Origin of the sequence: Allofournierella sp. CML151, from assembly GCF_027853465.1 — a bacterium.
In the GTDB taxonomy this organism is placed as follows: domain Bacteria; phylum Bacillota; class Clostridia; order Oscillospirales; family Ruminococcaceae; genus Allofournierella.
In genome coordinates this window covers 16,390-37,449 of the sequence record NZ_JAPNNW010000003.1, presented here as the reverse complement: position 1 = coordinate 37,449, position 21,060 = coordinate 16,390, and the positions used below count along the sequence as shown (strand labels likewise).

The window sequence follows — 21,060 nt, the reverse complement described above, 5'->3', positions numbered from 1 at the left end:
TATGACGAGAAAGTCGTATTGATGAAGCGTTTTAAATCCATCTAAATCGAGGGCAGACCAATGTACTGAATGACTTTCCGCGGGGTGCCGTGTCCGGCATCCCGCGGTTTTTTTGTGGTGTTCTGCCAAGCCTTTCCCCTGCTGCGCCGTGCGGCTTGTAATTGTATTAAGGGCGCAAAGGTGCTATAATAAGGAAATTGCAGGCGCCGGTTTTTCGCCTGCCAATCTGAGCAAAGGGGCGTGGAACCAGACCATGCAGAACGAACATCCCGTTTTGGGCATTTTGGGTGGGCTCGGCCCCATGAGCACTGTGTATTTTTACCAGATGCTCACCGAGCACACCCCTGCCCAGTGCGATCAGGATCATCTGGACATTGTGATCTCCAGCCGGGCCTCCACCCCGGACCGCACCGCCTATATCCTGGGCGAAAGCGAGGACGATCCCTTCGCCCAGATGGAGCGGGACGCGGAGATGCTGGTGAAGTACGGGGCCACCATTCTGGCCATTCCCTGCAACACCGCCCATTATTTCTACGACCGGCTGGCCCGCAGCCTGCCGGTGCCCATTCTGAACATGGTGCGCCTGACCGTGCAGCATGCCAAGGCGCAGGGCTGCACCCGGCTGGGCATCCTGGCCACCAGCGGCACCGTGGGCAGCTGCACCTACCAGCGAATGTGCCGGGCCGAGGGCATTGATTTTGCCATTCCTTCCCTGCCCCGCCAGACCCAGTTGATGACCATCATCTACGACCAGATCAAAAAGGGCCAGCGGGCCGACATGAAGCTCTTCATGGAAATCGCCGATGAGCTGCGGGCCGCCGGCTGCGAGAAGGCTGTGCTGGGCTGCACCGAGCTTTCACTCATCAAGCGGGACGAAGGGCTGGACAGCTTTTTCATCGACAGCACCGAGGTGCTGGCCGAGGAAACTCTGCTGGCCTGCGGCAAGACCCCCATCGGCTTTTAAATACCGCCCTGCTTTCCGGCGGTCCTACCGGCCCGCCCCTTCCCTTTTCTGAAAGGAGCGCCCTTTTATGGCAGAACTGAACCCCTGCATGCACAACGGCCAGCTTTACAACAACAACGACCCGGAGCTGTTCCGGGCGCAGATGGAATGCCGGGCCCTGATTCGCCAGTACAACCAGATGGACCCCCGGGACACCGAGCGCCAGCAGGCCGTGTTCTCCCGCATCTTTGCCGAGGTGGGCGAGCACTGCTACTTTGAGCCGCCCTTCAACGCCAACTGGGGCCGCTTCACCCATCTGGGCAAGTATGTGTACGCCAACTTCAACCTGACGCTGGTGGACGATACCCACATCTACCTGGGCGACCATGTGATGATCGGCCCCAACGTGACCATCTGCACCGCCACCCATCCCATCCACCCGGGGCTGCGTCGTCAGGCCGCCCAGTACAACAAGCCGGTGCACATCGGCAACAATGTGTGGATCGGCGCGGGCAGCACCATTCTGCCGGGCGTGACCATCGGGGAGAACTCGGTGATCGGCGCGGGCAGCCTGGTGAACCAGGACATCCCCGCCAATGTGGTGGCCTACGGCACTCCCTGCCGGGTGGTCCGCCCCATCCAGCCGGAGGATCTGGAAACCTACGACCACGGCAAAGCCATTGATTTTTCCCGTTGGGAAAAGGAATAAAGACAAGACCGCTCCCAGGCGGGATTGCCCGTAAATTCCGGGACCGTTCCATTCGCGGCCCCGTTATGAAAGGATAGAAGAAAATGAGCCAGAACAACACCTACTACATTACCACCCCCATCTACTACCCCAGCGACAAGCTGCACATCGGCCACAGCTACACCACCGTGGCCTGTGACGCGCTGGCCCGCTTCAAGCGGATGCAGGGCAAGGACGTCATGTTCCTCACCGGCACCGACGAGCACGGCCAGAAGATCCAGGACAAGGCCGCTGCCAAGGGCGTGACCCCCAAGCAGTATGTGGACGAGATCGTGGAGGGCAAAGGCGGCGTGAAGGACCTGTGGAAGCTGCTGGACATCAGCTACGACCGGTTCATCCGCACCACCGATGACTACCACATCGAGAGCTGCCAGAAGATCTTCCAGAAGCTGTATGACCAGGGCGACATCTACAAGAGCGTCTACAAGGGCCACTACTGCAAGCCCTGCGAGAGCTTCTGGACCGACAGCCAGCTGGTGGACGGCAAGTGCCCCGACTGCGGCCGTGAGGTATACGACGCGGAGGAGGAGGCTTACTTCTTCAAGACCAGCAAGTACGCCGACCGCCTGCTGAAGCTGTATGAGGAGAACCCCCAGTTCATCCAGCCCGAGAGCCGCAAGAACGAGATGATCTCCTTCATCAACCAGGGCCTGCAGGACACCTGCGTTTCCCGCACCACTGTACCCTGGGGCATCCCCGTTCCCTTCGACACCAAGCACACCATGTACGTGTGGGTGGACGCGCTGAGCAACTACATCAGCGCTCTGGGCTACGGCAACGAGAAGTACTCCGACTACGACAAGTTCTGGCCCGCCACCATCCACATGGTGGGCAAGGAGATTCTGCGCTTCCACACCATTCTGTGGCCCGCCATGCTGATGGCGCTGGACCTGCCCCTGCCCGGCCGCGTGTTCGGCCACGGCTGGCTGCTGCTGGACGGCGGCAAGATGAGCAAGTCCAAGGGCAACGTGGTGGACCCGGTTGTTCTGTGCGAGCGCTACGGCGTGGACGCCATCCGCTACTTCCTGCTGCGTGAGATTCCCTTCGGCAACGACGGCATCTTCTCCAACGAGGCGCTGATCAGCCGCATCAACTCCGACCTGGCCAACGACCTGGGCAACCTGCTCAGCCGCACCGTGGCCATGATCGAGAAATACTTCGGCGGCACCCTGCCCGCCCAGCGCCAGGCCGGCGACTTTGACCAGGACCTGATGGACACCGTGAACGCCATGCCCGCCAAGGTTACCGCCTGCATGGACGACCTGCTGATTCCCCAGGCTACTCAGGAAATCTTCAAGGCCATCCAGCGCGCCAACAAGTACATCGACGAGACCGCTCCCTGGGCCCTGGCCAAGGACGAGGCCAACAAGGACCGTCTGGCCATGGTGCTGTACAACCTGTGCGAGTCCCTGCGCATGAGCGCCATTCTGCTGACCCCCTTCCTGCCCAACACCACCGGCAAGATGGCCGAGCAGCTGGGCCTTGCCGAGAGCGAGCTGACCTTCGACGCCCTCACCTTCGGCGCCCGCACCGAGTACACCGTACACAAGGGCGAGGCTCTGTTCCCCCGCATCGACGCTGCCAAGGAGCTGGCTGAGCTGGCTGCCGAGCAGGAGGCCAAGCGCAAGGCCGCGGAAGAGGAAGCCGCCAAGGCGGCCGCTGCCGCCGCCCCCGCTGTGGACGAGGCTGCCGAGCCCATCGAGCATCTGCCCGAAATCACCTTCGACGACTTCTGCAAGGTGGAGCTGCGCGTGGCCAGGGTGCTCACCTGCGAGAACCTGAAGGAGAGCAAAAAGCTGCTGAAGATGACCCTGTTCGACGGCGAGCGGGAGCGGACCATCCTCTCCGGTATTGCCAAGTGGTACAAGCCCGAGGACCTGATCGGCCGCAACGTGGGCGTTGTGGTGAACCTGGCTCCTCGGCCCATGATGAAGGGCAAGTACGTGAGCGAGGGCATGGTCATGGCGGCGGATATGCCGGACGGCGGCGCCTCCGTGGTCTTCTTCCCGGACGACGTGAAGCCCGGCAGCGCCATCCACTGAGGAGAAACGCATGTACTCCATTTTTGACACCCACGCACACTACACCAGCCACCAATTCGACGATGACCGCCACACCCTGCTGGGCGAGCTGCCCGGCCGTGGGGTGGTGGGCGTGGTGGACTGCGGAACCGATTACGACTCCAGCCGCGCCTGCCTGGCTCTGGCAGAGCAGTACCCCTATATGTACGCGGCACTGGGCATCCACCCGGAAAGCATCATCGAGGAGGACGCCTCCACCAACACCCGCTTCGGCGGCGACTGGGCAGCGGAGCTTGCGGCCATTCGCCCCCTCTTCGACCATCCCAAGGCGGTGGCCGTGGGCGAGTGCGGGCTGGACTATCACTGGCCCATCCCCAAGGAAGCCCAGCTGGCCCTGTTCGAGGCCCATCTGAAGCTGGCGCTGGAGCTGGACAAGCCCATCATCGTACACGACCGGCAGGCCCACGCGGACGTATACGCCCTTTTGAAGCAGTATAAGCCCAAGGGCGTGGTCCACTGCTTTTCCGGCAGCGCCGAAGATGCGCTGATTCTGGCCCAGCAGGGCATGTACATCGGCTTCGGCGGGGCGCTCACCTTCAAGGGGGCCAAGCGGGCGGTGAAGGCCGCGGCCGCGCTGCCTCTGGAGCGCATTCTGCTGGAGACCGACTGCCCCTACATGGCGCCGGAGCCCTGCCGGGGCAGGCGCTGTGATTCCGGGCTGATCGCCCACACCGGCAAATTTCTGGCCGAAGTCCGGGGCGTTGCGCCGGATGTGATCTTCGCTGCAACCACCGAAAACGCCAAACGGCTGTTCGGCGTATAAACAACACGATTTCAGGAGGAACTACAACTATGAAAGCTCGTATTCCCAAGCACCGCGAATTTTTGATCTCCTTCCCCGAGGATATGGATCAGGCCCGCCAGGACGAGGCCTGGGGCAAGCTGAACCAGATCCTGGAGGACTACAAGAAGGAGGGCAAGAGCGTTTACACCCCCACCTTCATCGAGGACTGCCAGGACAAGGTGGATGCTCTGAAGGCTGAGTACGGCTTCGATTACACCATCGATCTGCGCTGATTTTTCCATCGTTACCCGCCCCGGCTCCGCAAGGAGCCGGGGTATTTTTTATGCATTTCCGGGCAGCTGCCATGCATTTTCCGCACATTTTACAACATTTTATGATCTGGCACTGGCGCTTCGGGATATTCCAGAGTACAATAGATACGAATCATGTTATTAAGCCCGCCGGCATTCCGCTGCCCCCTTGCCGGGCCGGGCAAGCACACAGGAGGCATGTGATTTTGGAACAGCTGCGCAGCAAAAAAGGCTTTATCTGCGATATGGACGGTGTGATCTATCACGGCAACCGGCTTTTGCCCGGCGTGAAGGAATTCGTGGACTGGCTTTACCGGGAGAACAAGAACTTTTTGTTTCTGACCAATTCCAGCGGGCTTTCGCCCAAAGAGTACCAGCAGAAGCTGGCCCGGATGGGCCTGGATGTGGACCAGAGCCATTTTTACACCAGCGCCCTGGCCACCGCCAGCTTCATCAAGAGCCAGTCCCCGGGTGGCACTGCCTATGTGATCGGCGACCATGGCCTGATGAACGCCCTCTATGACGCGGGCATCACCATCAATACCGTGGACCCGGAATTTGTGATCGTGGGCGAGACCGAGAACTTTGGCTACGAGCACATCGTGAAGGCCATCAACTTTGTGAACCGGGGCGCCAAGCTGGTGGCCACCAACAGCGATCTGGTAGACCCGGCCGAGGAGGGTGTGATCCCCTCCTGCGGCAGCCTGGTGGCTCCCATTCAGGCCGCCACCGGCAAGACCCCCTATTTTGTGGGCAAGCCCAATCCCCTGATGATGCGCACCGGCCTGCGGCTGCTGGGCGTACACTCGGAGGATACCGCAATCATCGGCGACCGGATGGACACCGACATGATCGCGGGCATCGAGTCCGGCATGGACACCGCGCTGGTACTTTCCGGCGTGACCTGCCGGGAGGACATTGAGCAGTTCCCCTTCCGGCCCCGGCTGATCCTCTCCGGTGTGGGCGACATTCCCACCCTGTAAGCCCCGCACAAGCATAACAAAAACCCCGCATGGCTTTTCTCAATCCATGCGGGGTTTTTCTTTCTTATTATGATGTGGAGGCTCAGCCCTCTTCAGTGGTCTCGCCGTTCTCGTCGGTGGCGGCGGAATCCGCAGAGGAGTCTGCCTGCTGGCTGTCGCCGCCCTCCAGCAGCGCGCTGTCCGCGTTGCCGGCGATGGCGCTGGTGGGATCAAAGTCAGGCGCCACCGCATCCTCGGCGGGCTGAGAGGTGGAGGTGCTGCTGGCAGTCACCTTCATCTCGCTGGTTTCCAGCGCGGTGAGGTACCAGGTGCGGCCGTTCTTTTCAAAGATATAGTCCATATACTTGGTGGGTTCGCTGGGGGTGGACATGCTGTAGTCGCCGCTCAGCGCCGGGGTGGGCACATAGCCCACGGTGACCCGCAGCTTGCCGTCCTGCTTTTTCAGCTGCTCCACCTTGGGGGTGTACAGGCCCATCTGGCTGGTGACCGGGATCAGGTAGCCCTGCTGGTCCTCCAGGTAGATGTAGCTCATATCCACGCCGTCAAAGCTGCCGTGCTCGATCTTGAAGTCCGGGCCGTAGAGGGCAGCCACTGCCGCGTCCACATCCACCGCGGGCATGATCAGGGCATCGGTGTCCGGGTCGCGCTCGTAGTTGTCCAGCCCGGTGCTGCTCTGCTGGGCGGTGTACAGCGCCGACCAGATTGCGCTTTCCTTCACCAGGGCGGCGGTGGAATCGTCCATCTGGTCCAGGCTGGCGAAGGGCAGCGGGTCAAACATCACAAGGGTCTGCAGCCGCTGCTCGTACTCCAGCTTTTTGTCGGTATCGTCGAACAGGGCGGCAACGCCGCTCACCGCCGCTGCCAGTACGTTGAACGCGCCGATCAGAATCAGCAGGCAGAGCACCGCTCCCAGCAGTTGCCGGAACCGGCGGCGTTTGTTGCGCTCGTGTTCTTCTTTGGTAATGGAATTTGCCATAATCGCTCTCCTTCCTTTGGGTGCGGGCGGTTAGCGGATCTGCCCGTTTCCCCGGATGATGTACTTGTAGCTCACCAGCTCGGCCAGGCCCATGGGGCCGCGGGCGTGCAGCTTCTGGGTGGAGATTCCCATCTCGCAGCCCAGGCCGAACTCGCCGCCGTCGGTGAAGCGGGTGGATGCGTTCACATACACGGCCGCGCTGTCCACCCCTGCGGTGAAGGCGGCCGCAGCGGCCGCGTCGCCGGTCACGATGGACTCACTGTGGCCGGTGGAATGGGCCTCGATGTGGCGGATGGCCGCCTGCACATCCTCCACCACTGCCACCGCCAGGGTGTAGGCCAGAAACTCGGTGTCGAAGTCCGCCTCGCCCGCCGGAGTGCCGGGAATGAGCGCTGCGGCGGTTTCGTCCAGACGAAGCTCCACCGGCTCCAGGCCCTTTGCCTGCCGCTCATCCACCAGCCGCTGGCGCAGCCGGGGCAGAAACGCGGGGGCAATGTCCTTGTGCACCAGGCAGACCTCGGCGGCGTTGCACACCGAGGGTCGGCTGGTCTTGGCGTTCTCCACAATATTCAAAGCCATGTCCAGGTCGGCGGCCTTGTCCACATAGATGTGGCAGATACCGGTGCCGGTCTGGATGCAGGGCACGGTGGCGTTTTCCACACAGGCCCGGATCAGGCCCGCGCCGCCCCGGGGAATCAGCAGGTCCACAAGGCCGGAGGCCTTCATCAGCTCGGTGGCGCTGGCGCGGCTGGTGTCCTGCACCAGGCTCACCAGCTCGGCGGGCAGTCCGACGGACCGCAGGCCCGCCCGCAGCGCCTCCACAATGGCGTTGTTGGACCGGAAAGCCTCCTTGCCTCCCCGCAGCACGCAGGCGCTGCCGCTCTTGAGGGCGAGGGCCGCCGCGTCACTGGTCACATTGGGCCGGCTTTCGTAGATGATGGCAATCACGCCCATGGGAACGGTGACCTTTTGCAGCACCAGGCCATTGGGGCGGGTCTCCTCGCTGAGGGTCCGGCCCACCGGGTCCGGCAGGGCGGCCGCTTCCCGGATGCCCCGGGCCATGCCCGCCACCCGCTCTTCGCTCAGGCGCAGCCGGTCCAGCATCACGTCCGGCACGGTGCCCCGGGCGTTTTCCAGGTCTGCCTCGTTGGCCTTCAGAATGGCGGCGCACTGGTCCTCCAGCGCATCGGCCATGGCCAGCAGGGCCTGGTTCTTCTGCTGGGCCGAAGCCAGCATCAGCGCGTTTTTCGCCCCGCGCGCGGCGCGGACGATCTCCAGCGTGGTCATTGATTATGCCTCCTTCCGGGCAAGGAACCGGGTGCCCACCGGGGCGCCCTCAAAGATGTCATACAGCACCGCCGGAGCTGCGCCGTTGGCGATGACCATGTCCAGCCCGGCTTCGGTGGCGATGTGGGCCGCCCGCAGCTTGGTGGCCATGCCGCCGGTGCCCAGGCTGGAGCCCTTGCCGCCGCCCAGAGCATCGATTTCAGGGGTGATTTCCTCCACCACGCTCAGCAGCTTTGCGTTCGGGTCCTTGTGGGGGTCGGCGTTGAACAGGCCGTCGATATCGCTGAGCAGCACCAGCAGGTCCGCCTTCACGCTGCGGGCCAGGATGGCCGCCAGGGTGTCGTTGTCGCCCAGGGCGATCTCGGTGGTGGACACGGTGTCGTTCTCGTTCACGATGGGCAGCGCGCCCAGCTCCAGCAGACGGCTCAGAGTGTTTTTCAGGTTCACGCTGCGCTCCGGGTGCTCCACATCCTCGCCGGTGATGAGGATCTGACCCACGGTGTGGTTGTATTCGGTGAACAGCTTGTCGTAGGTATACATCAGCTCGCACTGGCCCACCGAGGCCGCGGCCTGCTTGGTGGGCATATCCGCCGGGCGGCCGGGCAGGCTCAGCTTGCCCACGCCCATACCGATGGCTCCGCTGGACACCAGGATGATTTCGTGCCCGGCGTTTTTCAGATCGCTGAGCACCTTGCACAGCTCCTCGATGTGGCGGATGTTCAGCCGGCCGGTGGAATGGGCCAGCGTAGAGGTACCCACCTTGACTACTGCTTTCATTGTGTTTCTCCTTTGCGCAGCGCACAGCACTGCCGTAACATACTTATACAAAATAGAGTATACCATAAAGCCGCCCCAAAAACAAACGACAGGCGGTGGACATTCTGTGAAAAAATGGTATCATAGGAATTAGCTTTATGCAGCTTTATTCCATTCCAGCGGCAGTGTAATACCGCTATAAAAGTGAGGTTTGCAAAGATGTATCGTTTTACCAATGATTACAGCGAGGGTGCTCACCCCCGTATTCTGGACGCCATGGTCCGCACCAACCTAGAGGGCAACTTCGGCTATTCCACCGACCCCCATTCCAAGCATGCCCATGAGCTGATCCGCGCCGCCATCGGCCGCCCGGACGCGGACGTGCACATTCTGGTGGGCGGCACCCAGACCAATGCCACCTGCCTGTGCGCCTTCCTGCGGCCCCATGAGGCAGCCATCGCCGCCGCCAGCGGCCACATCTGCGTGCACGAGACCGGCGCCATCGAGGCCACCGGCCACAAGTGCATCGCCATGCCCGCCGCCGAGGGCGGCAAGCTGACCCCAGACGCAGTGCGCGCCGCGGTGGCCGCCCATCCGGACGAGCATATGGTCAAGCCCAAGCTGGTCTACGTGAGCAACACCACCGAGGTGGGCGGCGTATACACCACCGCCGAGCTGGAGGCCCTGCGGGCCGTGTGCGATGAGCTGGGCCTGTATCTGTATCTGGACGGCGCCCGTCTTTCCAGCGCGCTGGCCGCGGGCGGCGCTTCCCTGACCGATCTGGGCCGCCTGTGCGACGCCTTCTACATCGGCGGCACCAAGAACGGCGCGCTGTTCGGCGAGGCGGTGTGCATCCTGAACCCGGCCCTCAAGCCGGACTTCCGCTACATCATCAAGCAGCACGGCGGCATGCTGGCCAAGGGCTGGCTGCTGGGCATCCAGTTTGAGGAGCTGTTCCGCGACGGGCTGTATTTTGAGGTGGGCGAGCACGCCAACGGCCTTGCCATGAAGCTGAAGGAGGGCATTTCCGCCCTGGGCTATGCCTTCGGGTCGGACAGCCCCTCCAACCAGCAGTTCCCCATCCTGCCCAACCGGGTGCTGGACCAGCTGAAGGACGATTTCCACTGGGAGGTCACCTCCAAGCCGGACGCAGAGCACACCGAGATCCGCCTGGTAACCAGCTGGGCCACCAAGCTGGAGGCGGTGGAGGCCTTCCTCTCCGCTTTGGCAAACGCAAAGGAGTGAAACGCATGGAACAGCTGGATCTGAACGAGCTGCGCGGCCGCATTGATGAGGTGGACAGCCAGCTCACCGCTTTGTTTTTGCAGCGGATGGAGATTGTGGAGCAGGTGGCCCGCTACAAGCTGGAGCGGGGCATGCAGGTGCTGCAGCCCGAGCGGGAGCAGGCCGTGATCGACCGGGCCGCTGCCCGCGCCCCCGAGGCCATGCAGGGCTACACCGGGGATTTTTTCCGGGCGGTGATGGCGGTTTCCCGCGCCATGCAGCAGGAGATCATCGACCGCAGCAAGGCGGACAAATAAATTTTCAATAAAAAGCAAAACGCCGGACCTCGTTGCAAAACGGGGTCCGGCGTTTTTCAGGGATATGAAAGAATGTTACGGAGAAAGCAGGTTATGCCAGGCTGGCCACAAACCGCAGGAAGGCCGCGCGGCCCGCTTCGTCCCGTTTGAAGACGCCCGCATGCTCCAGCACCTGGGAGAAGACCAGGCCGGTCTCCTTCTGCACCACCGGCCAGGCCTCGCCCTTGGCGAAGGCGCCGTGGCGGCGGCGGATGTCCTCGGCCCATTCGGCGTGCTTTGCGGTGCGCTCGTCGGCAGTCAGGTCTGCGCCGCTTTCCAGCATCTCGGCCACCAGGGCCAGCTCCTCCTTCAGGCGGGCGGGCAGCACCGCCCGGCCCATCACCTCGATCAGGCCGATGTTCTCCTTCTTGATGTGATGGAGCTCGGTGTGGGGATGGAACACGCCCAGGGGGCACTCCTCAGTGGTGATGTTGTTGCGCAGCACCAGATCCATCTCGTAGTCCGCGCCGCGGCGGCGGGCGATGGGGGTGATGGTGTTGTGGGGCACGCCGTCGGTCTCGGCAAAGACGAAGGCCGACTCGTCGGTGTAGCCGCGCCAGGCGGCCAGAATCTTCTCAGCCAGCTGGGCAATGCGGTCCTTATCCGGGCCGGTGAGACGCAGCACGGACATGGGCCACTTCACGATGCCGGTCTTCACGTCCTCAAAGCCGGGGAAGGTGACCTCCTGCTCCACGGGAGCGGCCTCCATGGGGAACAGGCAGCGCCCGCCCTGGAAGTGCTCGTGGGACAGAATGGAGCCGCCCACGATGGGCAGGTCCGCGTTGGAGCCCACAAAGTAGTGGGGGAACCGGGTCACGATGTCCAGCAGCTTATCGAAGCAGCTGCGGTCGATCTTCATGGGCACATGGGCCGCGTTCAGCACGATGCAGTGCTCGTTGTAGTACACATAGGGGGAATACTGCAGCATCCACTTTTCGCCGCAGACGGTCATGGGGATCATCCGGTGGTTGCCCCGGGCGGGGTGGTCCATCCGGCCCGCATAGCCCTCATTCTCGGCGCAGAGCTGGCACTTGGGGTAGCCGCTCTGGGGCATGGTCTTGGCCAGCGCGATGGCCTTGGGGTCCTTTTCCGGCTTGGACAGGTTGATGGTGATGTCCAGCGCGCCGTATTCGGTGTCGGTGGTCCAGTGCAGGTCCTTGGCGATCCGGTCGGTGCGGATGTAGTTGGTGTCCTGCGAGAACTGATAGTACCAGTCGGTGGCTGCAGCCGGGCTTGCCGCATACTTCTCCTCGAAGGTGCGGATCACCTGGCTGGGACGGGGGGTGAGCACCGCCATCAGGGCGGTGTCCAGAATATCCCGCTGGGTGATGGACTCGCCGTCGATCACGCCGCGGCTGGCCGCGTCGTCCAGAAGAACGCCCAGAATCTCCGCCAAAGGCACGCCCTTCACCGGCTCGGCCGGCTCCAGAGTGTCCAGCCGCAGGGTGGCCAACAGTCCGTTGGTCGCCCAAATCGCTTCACAAGGCTCAATCAGTTGTTTTTCCAGCCCATACTCCACCAGGCTGGCAATGGCCTGTTCCACCGTCATCCTTCGCTCACTCCTTCTCGCTGCTCATAACCATGCAGCCGCCCTCCGGCCGCACCGATACCGGGTGGCATGCGCCCTTGCCCAGCACCGCTTCCATCGTGTTCACAAAGCTCTCCAGCTTTTCCTGGGGCACAAAGGCCTGAATGGTGCCCGCAAAGCCGCCGCCGTGCACACGCACCGCGCCGCGGCCGCCCAGGGCCTTCTCGGCCAGCGCCAGGGACAGGGTCACCGCCTGCTGGGCGGGCTCCGCCACCGACCAGATGTTCTGCAGCAGCTCCGCCGAGGACCGGCCGGACTCGCGTACCAGGGCCAGGAAGCCCTCCATGTCGCCCTCGTCCAGAGCCTTTGCCTGGGCCTGGGCGCGGCGATTCTCGTCGAAGAAATGCATGGCACGCAGCACCGCACGGTCGCCTGCCTTCTCCCGCACCGCGGGGATGGCGGCGTAGAACTCGGCCTCGTCCACCTGGCGCAGCACCTGCTTGCCGAAGAAGGCAGCCACCGCACCCATCTCGCGGGTGATGGCGGCGTAGTCGTCGGTCAGGTCCGCATGGCAGGAGCGGGTGTCGATGATGCACAGCTGGTAGCCGGAGCGGGCCAGATCGTAATCCACCTTGCGGATCACCGGCTGGCTGGGGTCGTTGAAGTCGATGGCCACCACGCCGCCGATGGAGCTGGCTGCCTGGTCCATCAGGCCGCAGGGCTTGCCGAAGTACTCCCGCTCGGCGTACTGGCCGATCTGGGCCAGCTTCACCGCATCCAGCTTGCCTTCGCAGCAGAAGCGGTTGAAGATGTTGCCCAGCAGAATTTCATAGGCCGCCGAGCTGGACAGGCCGGAGCCGCCGGGCACGGTGCTGGTCACATAGGCGCAGAAGCCTTTGGGGGCAAAGCCCTCTTTGGTCACGCCATGGGCCACGCCGCGGATCAGGGCAGCGGAGGTGTTGGTCTCGTCCGTGTGGATGGCCAGGTCGTTCAGGTCGATGGTCAGAGCGGGATAGCCCTCGCTGATTACCTTTACGAAATTGTCGCCGGTGGGCACCGCGCAGGCCAGGATGTCCATGTTCACGCTGCCGCACAGCACGCAGCCGTGCTGGTGGTCGGTGTGGTTGCCGCCGATCTCGGTGCGGCCCGGGCCGCTGAACACTGCGGCGCCGGTGCAGTCCACGCCGGGGAAGGCCTGCTCAAAGCCCTCGATCACATGGCACACCTTGGCGCGGGCTGCTTCCAGCTCCTCGCTTGTGTCGTGGAATACATACAACCGGCGCAGGCTCTCGTCGTATTCGCCCCCGCGCACTGCCTGCAAAAAGTTTTCCATGTTCTGCATTGTATCTTCCTCCTGTGGTGTTCAAACCGCTCAGGCCTGGCAGCCGAAGCGGTATTGGATCTGATGTTCCCAGCGCTTGCCCTTGGGCAGTTCCACCGAGGGGAACTGATGGAGGTTGGGCGCATTCGGAATAAACTGGGCCTCCAGCGCGGCCGCGCCGCGGCGAACCGGCTCCAGAAAGTTGCCGGTGTACAGATGGATGCCCGGCAGCGTGGCGCTTACCTCCAGACTCAGGCCGTTTTCGGGGCATTCCAGGCGGCACACCGGCCGCAGTCCCTTGCCCGGAGCCAGGAAGGTGTGGTCAAAGCCGCTGCCCGCCGCCAGCTGGGGATGGTCCTGATCCCAGCGGCTTTCCAGCGTGGCAGGCCGGGTGAAATCGAAGGGGGTGCCCTCCACCGGGATCAGCTCGCCGGTGGGCACGCCGTCCGGCCGGATGGCGGCAAACCGGTCCGCTGGGGTGGTGAACAAGTGGCCGCCCACGCTGCCCTCCCCTGCCAGGTTCCAGTAGCCGTGATGGGTCATGGACAGGATGGTGTCGTCCTCGGCCAGCGCGTCCAGCCGCAGGGTCAGCGCGCCGTCCTCCTCAAACAGATAGGTGGCGCTCACCTCCACCGCGCCGGGGTAGCCCTCCTCCCCGGCTTCGGACCGGCGGAAAAACCGCACGCCCCGGTTTCTGGGCAGCATCTGCACATTCCAGACCTTGCGGTCGAAGCCCTCCACACCGCCGTGCAGGTGGTTGCCGTTCTGATTGCAGGGCAGCTGGTACTCCACACCGTTCAGAGTGAAGCGGCCGCCGTCGATGCGGCCCGCGCACCGGCCCACCACGGCTCCCAGGTAGCAGGTGCCCGCCTCGTACTCCTCCAGGGTCTCATAACCGGCGCACACCTGCACCGGGCCGGAGGCGGTGGGGACCCACAGAGCCCGCAGCGTGGCCCCGTAGCTCAGAACTTCCGCCACAATGCCGCTGTCGTGCTCCAGGCGGATGCAGTACACTTCCTCGCCGCTCCGGGTCAGACCGAAGGGCCTTGTCGAGATTTTCATGCAACAAAAGTCCTTTCTTTGCAATATTTTCACGAACCCGTTTTCTTGCTTAAATTATAACGAATTCTTTTTGCGATTCCTATATCCTTTTGAAAATAAGATACAAAATTCCATACTATGGGCGAATCGTTCAAACCCCGGCGCGGCCCGCCTCCAGCTCCCGCAGGGTCACCCGCTGGTAGGGCAGCCAGATGTATTTGCCGTCGGTCAGCTCCAGGCTGGCCGCCGGGTCCTCGCCGTTTTCCAGCGCCAGAGCCAGGTCCAGCATGCTCTCGGCAATGCCCGCCGCGTCGTTGCGCACCGTGCCGCAAAGGGTCCCCTGGCGCACCGCCTCCAGCGCCGGGGCGGTGGCGTCCACGCCCACCACCACCGGCATCTCCTCTTCGGTGAGGCCCAGGTCCTGGCAGGCGTCGATGGCGCCCAGGGCCATATCGTCGTTGTTGGAGATCACCACCTCGATGGAGCTGCCGAACTGCTCCAGCCAGCTGCTCATCCGGGCGGCGGCCTGGCTGCGGTCCCAGTTGGCGGTGTCGCCCGCCAGCTTTTCCACCGTCACGCCTGCGCCGGTGAGGGTCTGCACCGCGTACTCGGTGCGCAGCATGGCGTCCTGATGGCCGGGCTCGCCCTCCAGCATCACGTATTGCATCACCCCGTCGCCGTTTTTGTCCACCGGCGGGTCGGCGTTGAGCCAGCGGTCCAGCAGAATCTGCCCCTGCAGCACGCCGGATTCCTCCGCCTTGGCTCCCACGTAATATACCTTTTCCCAGCGGTGCAGGTCCTCGGCCACCGGCTCCCGGTTGAAGAAGATCACCGGGATGTCCGCCTCCTTGGCCTTGTCGATCAGCTGGGCGGTGCTGGTGCGGTCCACGATGTTCACGCACAGCACGTCGTAGTCCAAAGCGATGAGCCGGTCGATCTGCTCGGTCTGAGTGAGCTGGGAGCCCCGGCCGTCCACCACGTTCAGGTTGATTTTCATGCCGTCGGTGCTTTCCCGGGCCTGGGCCAGCTTTTCCAGCTCCTTCACCAGTGTGCTGATGAAGGTGTCGGACTGCAGATACACCGCCACGCCCACCCGCAGGGTGCGGGGCTCCGCCGCCCGGGTGCTGCCGCAGGCTGCCAGCAGCGCCGCCGCCAGCAGCAGGCTCAGCGCCTTCAGTCCTTTACGAAAAGACCGGGTAGAGCAGCCTTTGATGATCCTTATCATAGGTTTCTCCTTCCTTCACCAGGGTCACGGGGAGGGTCTGGCTTTCCGCCTGCTCGCCCCGGGCGGCTGCCGCCGCCTGGCTCACCGCCAGGTAGCCCGCCGCGTAATCGCTCCAGGCGATTGCCGCCGCAATGCCGCCGGTTTCCAGCGAGGCCACCACCGAGGCGGACACCCCCGCCCCGTACACCAGCGGCCGCTCTTCGCACTGGGCCGCCAGCGCGGCGGCCTGCTCCAGGCTCACCGGCTCAAAGCAGAGCACCGCAGCGGCGCCCTCCATCGCCTCGGCAGTGAGCTCACTGCACACCTCGGGGGCAAAGCCCGCCGTTTCCAGCGCCGTTTTCGCGCTCTCCAGCCGCCGGGACGGGCCCGCGCAGCCGGGGAAGGCATCCACCAGCAGCACCCGGCCGGAGGTCGGGCAGCTCCCGGCCACCTGCTGGGCCAGCATCCGGCCCACCGCCTCGCCGTCGGTGCCCACAAAGGCCCGGGCGCCTTCCACCTGAGATTCCAGCGTGACCACCGGCAGGCCCTGCCAGTCCTCCAGCAGCTGTTCCAGAGCGGCGCAGTCCGCCGGGATGACCACCGCCGCGTCCACGTCCATTTCCGCCTGGCGGCGCAGCAGCTCCACCTGGCTGCTGCCGCTGCCCTCGGCCTCCAGGGTCAGAAACCGCAGCTCGGCCCCCAGGTCCTCGGCGGCCTGCTCCATGCCCTGCCGGGCGGTGGACCAGACCGCGCTGTCGCCCTGGCGCAGCAGGATGGAAATTTCCACCCGTTTGGGGCCGGGCGGGGTGAGCAGCGACTCGGGAATCATCAGGCTCACCACCATGGCAGCAGCCAGCAGGCCCAGCACAATCATCTGCCAGGCCCGGTATCCTTTCTGCTTCATCGCCCTGCCTCCTTCCCTGTGCCCTCCTCCGGCTGGGTGAGCACCGGAAGGTGGATGCGGGCGGTGGTGCCCTCATCCGGCTCACTGTGGAATTCCAGCCCGTACTGGGGCCCGTAGGCCAGCTGGATGCGCCGGTGCACGTTGCGCACCCCGATGCCCGAGCCCTTGGCAGGCAGGGGGCGGCTCTCGTCCAGCAGGCTGGCCGCCACCTCCGGCGGCATGCCCAGGCCGTTGTCGGTCACGTCAATGTAGATGTCCTCCCCTTCCCGCCAGAGGCGCACGGTGATGCGGCCGTCGTCGTCCTCGGCGGCCATGCCGTGGTAGATGGCATTTTCCAGAAGGGGCTGGATGATGAGCTTCAGACAGTAAAGGCCGGCGGTGTCGGTCTCCCGAATGATCTCAAAGGTGAATTTGTTCTTGTAGCGGATGCGCTGGATGGTCATATAGTAGCCCGCGTGGTCCAGCTCGCTTTCCAGCGGAATGACCCGCTTGCCCCGGCTCAGCGAGATGCGGAACAGCCGCCCCAGCGCCGTGACCATGCGGATGGAATCCTCGTAGCGGCCGCTCTCGGTGAGCCAGATCACCGAGTCCAGCGTATTGTAAAGGAAGTGCGGGTTGATCTGGGACTGCAGCACCTCCAGCTCGCTGCGGCGCTTGTCCTCCTCCTGCTGGATTACGTCATCCATCAGATGCCGCATGGTGGACACCATGGACCGGATGGAGTGCTCCAGCCTGCGCACCTCGTAGCAGCCCTCCTCGGGCACCTGGGGCATCTCGCCGCCCCGGCCAGTCTGCCGCACCGCCTGCTCCAGACGGCGGATGGGCTCGGCGATGTGGGCGGAGAGCCGCCCGTTCACAAACACCAGCAAAAAGATGGAGAAGAGCAGCACCGAGGCCACGAACAGCACAAATTGGGCGGTGGTCACCGCCAGCCCCTGCACCGGGGTCACGCCCACCAGCTTCCAGCCAGTATAGCCCACGGTTTTCACCGTCACCTGCCGCCGCTGGCCCTGGAAGTTCTCCCAGTGGGTGCCGTCGCTGAGGGAGGCGGCCTCCAGGTTGTTCTCCTGATCAAGGCCCGCGTAGATCAGCTGCTGGCGGGGGTGATAGATCAATTCGCCGTTTGCGTCCACAATATAAAGATAGCCGTCCATGCCGATGCTGGCGTTGCGGCAGATCTGCTCCACTCCGGAAAAGCTCATGTCCACCAGCAGCACGCCGCTCTCGCTGGCGCCGCCCCGGGTCAGCTCCACCTGGCGGCTCAGCGAGATCACCCAATGGTAGCTGCCATCCGCCGTCTGGAACAGATTCTGCACGTGGGGGGTGGAAAAGTGTACGTTCTCGATCTGGCCCAGCGCGGTGGAAAACCAGCCCTGCCCCGCCGGGTCGGCACTGGTCTTCAGCTCGGAAAGCGGGGCCGCCGTGACCAGCTGGCCCTTGGAGTCAAACACCGCGATGGAAACCAGAGAGTCCCGGTTTTCCTCATACAGCAGCGACAGGCTCTGGGTGGGAAGGCCCTCGGCCAGGTCGGCGTTTTTCAAAAGCCGGTAGTATACTGTGTCCGACACCCGCATAATCCGGCGCAGGTGGTTGTCCAGCGAGAGGTTCACCTGGGCCAGCACCTGCTGGCTGGCCTGGGCCTGCATCTTCTGGTTCACCGCCGAATACCGCAGTGTGAGCGACAGGCCGATGAACAGCGCGCCCGCCACCGCCACCGCCGTGAAGGTGAGCGAGATCACCCGCTGGATGCTCATTCGTTCGTAGGAGCGGGAGAACCGGCCCCGAAGCTCCCGAAGCGCCCGCAGCAGCATAGGCTGCCCCCCTTTTCGTTTGGATTACTGCCCCTGCTGGCTCTCGGCCCGGTATTTGGAGGGGCTGGTGCCGAAGTACCGCTTGAACACGTAGCTGAAATAGTTCGGGTCCAGGTAGCCGGTCTGTTCGGCGATCAGATAGGTTTTTTCCTCACTGGTGCGCAGCCGCTCGGCGGCGGCCTCCATGCGCACCTTGGTCACATAGGCGGTGAAGCTCATGCCGGTCTCCCGCTTGAACATGGTGGAGAAATAGGCCGGGGAAAGATGCAGATGGTCGCAGAGCATCTCCACCGAGAGGTCGCTGTTGGAAAAGTTCTCGGCAATGAATTCCCGCGCCTTGTCCACCGTGCGGGCGGCAGCATAGCTGCGCTGGCGGCGCAGCAGCTCCTGCAGGTGCAGACAGCGCTCCTCCACCCAGCTGCCCAGCTGCTCCGGGCCGCTGAAATCCGAGATGCGCACCGCGCCGGTGAAGCCCGGGCCGAACACCTCCTCCTGGGGGATCTCCGCCTCCCGGGCCAGCCGCATCAGGCAGGCCACCAGCTCCAGGAAAAAGCACTGCATCTGGCTCATGGAGCTGTCGCTCTTTGCCTGGCTCAGCCAGCCCTGGGTGAACCGGCGCACCTTTTCCGGGGTGCCCAGCTTCACCGCGTTCACCAGCTGGCGTTCGGCCGCCGCGTCGAAGGGCAGTGCCGCCGCGCCCCGGGGCTCCAGGTCCCCGATGTACAACGTGCGCCCCGGCCCCAGAATGGACCGGTAGTCCAGCGCGCTTTTGGCCCCCTGAATGGACCCGGCCAGCTGGCCCGGGGTCTCCACCGCCAGGCCCGCGCCCACGGTGAGCCGCAGACCCAGCAGCGTCTCGGCCAAAGCACGCACCCGCTCCAGCTCCCGCAGCAGGTCATACACCGCGGCCTCGCCCTCGAAGGCGGCGATCACCGCCAGGTCATCGTCGTACAAGCACCAGTGCAGCTGACAGCCGGGCAGCTCGGTGTTCTCGGCAAAGAAATTCTGCAGCGACAGCAGGATCAGCTCGTCCGGGTCGTCGCCCAGGTTGCTGCCGTGTACCCGCGCCGCCACCCAGCTCTTGCCGGACAGCTCAATCTCATAGCGGGCGGCCCGTTCCATGATCTGGCCGGGCTTGAGCTGGCCGCCCAGCAGCCGGGTATAGAACTGGCCGCGCAGCACCGGCAGGTTTTCCTCGTAGCTGCGGCGCAGCTTTTCCATATCCTGGCGGCGCACCCGCTCCTCGTCCATATCCCGCTTCAGGCGCACCAGCACGTCGCTCAGCTCCGCCGAGGTGATGGGCTTGAGCAGGTATTCGAACACATTCATGCCGATGGCCTGCCGGGCATAATCGAACTCGTCAAAGCCGGAAAAGATCACCAGCCGCACCGCGGGCAGCTGCTGCTTCAGACAGCGGCAGAGGGTGAGCCCGTCCATAAAGGGCATCTTGATGTCGGTGAGCACCACGTCCGGCCGCAGCTGCTCGGCCAACTCCAGTGCGTCCTGGCCGTTGGCGGCCTCCCCGGCCAGCACAAAGCCCAGGGCTGCCCAGTCGATGCGGCGGCGGATGCCCGCCCGCAGTTCTTCCTCGTCATCCACCAAAAGGATGCGGTATCCATCCATTTTCTTTCCTCCAGAGGTCATTTCTCTTTCTTAGAACAGTATATCATATTTGTCAGGATTTGGGCCGGATTTAGACCGCAATTCCGCCGCAAACAGAAAAGGAGCGGCCGCCCGTTTTACCGGACAGCCGCCCCTTTCCTGCCGGGTCGGAGCGGCCCGGCGGTGTGTGCACAAAAGGATTATTTCTTGACCAGATATTTCCGCATATCCAGCGCGCAGGCGAACAGGATGATGCCGCCCTTGATGGCGTACTGCAGGTTCTGGTCCATGCCCACCAGCGGCAGAGCCACGAAGATCAGGCGCAGCATGATAACACCGATCACGATGCCGCTGATCTTACCGATGCCGCCTACGAAGGATACGCCGCCGATGACGCAGGCCGCGATGGCGTCCAGCTCGTAGTTCACGCCGGTGTTGGCAGTGTTGGAAGCGATACGGGCGGACTCAACAAAGCCGGCCCAGCCGTACATGGCGCCCGCCAGGGCGAATACGGCGATGGTGGTGGCGAATACGTTTACGCCGGAAACGCGGGCAGCCTCTTCGTTGGCGCCCAGAGCGAACATGTTCTTGCCGAAGGTGGTCTTGTTCCAGATGAACCACATGAGGATGGTGAGCAGCACCGCGTAGATCACGTAGTTGGGGATCTGGATGCTGCCGAAGCTCAGAATCGGGGGGTTGCCCACAACGAAGTTGCGGTACTCGGCGGACAGACCGGAAATGGCCATGCCCTTGTTGTTGCCCTGCTGGACGTAGAGCAGCAGGATGGTGTAGAGGATCAGCTGAGTAGCCAGGGTAACGATGAATGGATGCAGCTTGAACTTGGCCACGAAGAAGCCGTTGAAGGCGCCGATGGCCGCACCGATGGCCACAACGATCAGGATGACCAGGGGGATGGGCAGGGTGCCGATGCCCGGCCACATCTTATTGGCCGCGTCGGTGGCCTGCAGCAGGGAGGCCGCCACACAGGCGGTGATACCTACCGCACGGCCGGCGGACAGGTCGGTACCGGTGAGCACGATGCATCCGGCGATGCCCAGCGCAACGGGCAGATAAGCCGCCGTCAGAGACAGCAGGTTGATCAGCGAGTTGGGAGCCAGGAAGGAAGGCTGGGTCACGGCCACGTATGCGGCCACCAGCAGCATGATGATGATGAGGGCGTTGTTCAAAAGCGCGTTGCCCACCTGCTTGGGGGTGATGGACTTGGTTTTCAGCGCAAGTTCCTTGGTGGAATTACTCATG

19 protein-coding genes are annotated in these 21,060 nt (G+C 63.7%); 8 read left to right on the top strand and 11 right to left on the bottom strand.

The window, feature by feature from the left end:
• Positions 1–253: 253 nt before the first annotated feature.
• From PH256_RS03085 to PH256_RS03060, 6 genes are all read left to right on the top strand, one after another.
• Positions 254–964, top strand: coding sequence for an aspartate/glutamate racemase family protein (locus tag PH256_RS03085; RefSeq protein WP_087184065.1), 711 nt, complete (start codon positions 254–256; stop codon positions 962–964).
• A 67-nt stretch (positions 965–1,031) separates the two neighbouring features.
• Entirely contained in the window at positions 1,032–1,652 is a 621-nt protein-coding gene (locus PH256_RS03080) for a sugar O-acetyltransferase (protein ID WP_270912937.1), read from the top strand.
• A gap of 83 nt (positions 1,653–1,735) precedes the next feature.
• A complete protein-coding gene (gene metG, locus PH256_RS03075; protein WP_270912936.1) occupies positions 1,736–3,733 on the top strand; it encodes a methionine--tRNA ligase in 1,998 nt (665 codons plus the stop codon).
• A 10-nt stretch (positions 3,734–3,743) separates the two neighbouring features.
• Positions 3,744–4,535, top strand: a complete 792-nt coding sequence (locus tag PH256_RS03070; protein ID WP_270912935.1) for a TatD family hydrolase — start codon at positions 3,744–3,746, stop codon at positions 4,533–4,535.
• 29 nt (positions 4,536–4,564) lie between these two features.
• Positions 4,565–4,789 carry a methylenetetrahydrofolate dehydrogenase gene (locus PH256_RS03065; RefSeq protein WP_270912934.1) on the top strand — a complete coding sequence of 75 codons (225 nt, stop codon included), beginning with the start codon at positions 4,565–4,567 and terminating at the stop codon, positions 4,787–4,789.
• 224 nt (positions 4,790–5,013) lie between these two features.
• Entirely contained in the window at positions 5,014–5,790 is a 777-nt protein-coding gene (locus PH256_RS03060) for an HAD-IIA family hydrolase (protein ID WP_270912933.1), read from the top strand.
• An 82-nt stretch (positions 5,791–5,872) separates the two neighbouring features.
• On the opposite strand, the gene PH256_RS03055 is transcribed toward PH256_RS03060, so the two are convergent.
• Genes PH256_RS03055 through proB form a run of 3 tightly spaced genes read right to left on the bottom strand, consistent with a single transcriptional unit; the run spans position 5,873 to position 8,830 of the window.
• The gene (locus tag PH256_RS03055; RefSeq protein WP_087184062.1) at positions 5,873–6,766 is read right to left on the bottom strand and encodes a hypothetical protein; all 894 of its coding nucleotides are present in this window, start codon (positions 6,764–6,766) and stop codon (positions 5,873–5,875) included.
• Between the two features lie 30 nt (positions 6,767–6,796).
• Positions 6,797–8,053, bottom strand: coding sequence for a glutamate-5-semialdehyde dehydrogenase (locus tag PH256_RS03050; protein WP_270912932.1), 1,257 nt, complete (start codon positions 8,051–8,053; stop codon positions 6,797–6,799).
• A 3-nt stretch (positions 8,054–8,056) separates the two neighbouring features.
• A complete protein-coding gene (gene proB, locus PH256_RS03045; RefSeq protein ID WP_087184060.1) occupies positions 8,057–8,830 on the bottom strand; it encodes a glutamate 5-kinase in 774 nt (257 codons plus the stop codon).
• Between the two features lie 198 nt (positions 8,831–9,028).
• Here proB and PH256_RS03040 point away from each other — a divergent pair, with 198 nt between their 5' ends.
• Both PH256_RS03040 and PH256_RS03035 read left to right on the top strand, forming a co-directional pair.
• Positions 9,029–10,054: a threonine aldolase family protein gene (locus PH256_RS03040; RefSeq protein WP_270912931.1), complete on the top strand. Its 1,026-nt coding sequence runs from the start codon at positions 9,029–9,031 to the stop codon at positions 10,052–10,054.
• 5 nt (positions 10,055–10,059) lie between these two features.
• A complete protein-coding gene (locus PH256_RS03035; protein WP_087184058.1) occupies positions 10,060–10,350 on the top strand; it encodes a chorismate mutase in 291 nt (96 codons plus the stop codon).
• 91 nt (positions 10,351–10,441) lie between these two features.
• Here PH256_RS03035 and galT read toward each other — a convergent pair whose 3' ends face one another.
• The 8 genes from galT to PH256_RS02995 form a co-directional block, all read right to left on the bottom strand.
• Positions 10,442–11,938 carry a UDP-glucose--hexose-1-phosphate uridylyltransferase gene (galT, locus tag PH256_RS03030; RefSeq protein WP_270912930.1) on the bottom strand — a complete coding sequence of 499 codons (1,497 nt, stop codon included), beginning with the start codon at positions 11,936–11,938 and terminating at the stop codon, positions 10,442–10,444.
• A 7-nt stretch (positions 11,939–11,945) separates the two neighbouring features.
• Complete coding sequence (locus tag PH256_RS03025; RefSeq protein ID WP_270912929.1) at positions 11,946–13,259, bottom strand: galactokinase; 1,314 nt, start codon at positions 13,257–13,259, stop codon at positions 11,946–11,948.
• Positions 13,260–13,289: 30 nt separating this feature from the next.
• Entirely contained in the window at positions 13,290–14,300 is a 1,011-nt protein-coding gene (locus tag PH256_RS03020) for an aldose epimerase family protein (protein ID WP_087184055.1), read from the bottom strand.
• 130 nt (positions 14,301–14,430) lie between these two features.
• Positions 14,431–15,504 (bottom strand): galactose ABC transporter substrate-binding protein, encoded by a 1,074-nt coding sequence (locus tag PH256_RS03015; protein ID WP_270912928.1) that lies wholly within the window; start codon positions 15,502–15,504, stop codon positions 14,431–14,433.
• Positions 15,461–16,387, bottom strand: a complete 927-nt coding sequence (locus PH256_RS03010) for a sugar ABC transporter substrate-binding protein (protein WP_270912927.1) — start codon at positions 16,385–16,387, stop codon at positions 15,461–15,463. The genes PH256_RS03015 and PH256_RS03010 overlap by 44 nt, the downstream gene beginning before the upstream one ends.
• Complete coding sequence (locus PH256_RS03005; RefSeq protein ID WP_270912926.1) at positions 16,384–18,198, bottom strand: sensor histidine kinase; 1,815 nt, start codon at positions 18,196–18,198, stop codon at positions 16,384–16,386. Before PH256_RS03005 ends, PH256_RS03010 begins: the two co-directional genes overlap by 4 nt.
• A gap of 24 nt (positions 18,199–18,222) precedes the next feature.
• Complete coding sequence (locus PH256_RS03000) at positions 18,223–19,821, bottom strand: response regulator (RefSeq protein ID WP_270912925.1); 1,599 nt, start codon at positions 19,819–19,821, stop codon at positions 18,223–18,225.
• A 179-nt stretch (positions 19,822–20,000) separates the two neighbouring features.
• Positions 20,001–21,059: a galactose/methyl galactoside ABC transporter permease MglC gene (locus tag PH256_RS02995; protein ID WP_087184050.1), complete on the bottom strand. Its 1,059-nt coding sequence runs from the start codon at positions 21,057–21,059 to the stop codon at positions 20,001–20,003.
• Position 21,060: the final 1 nt, after the last annotated feature.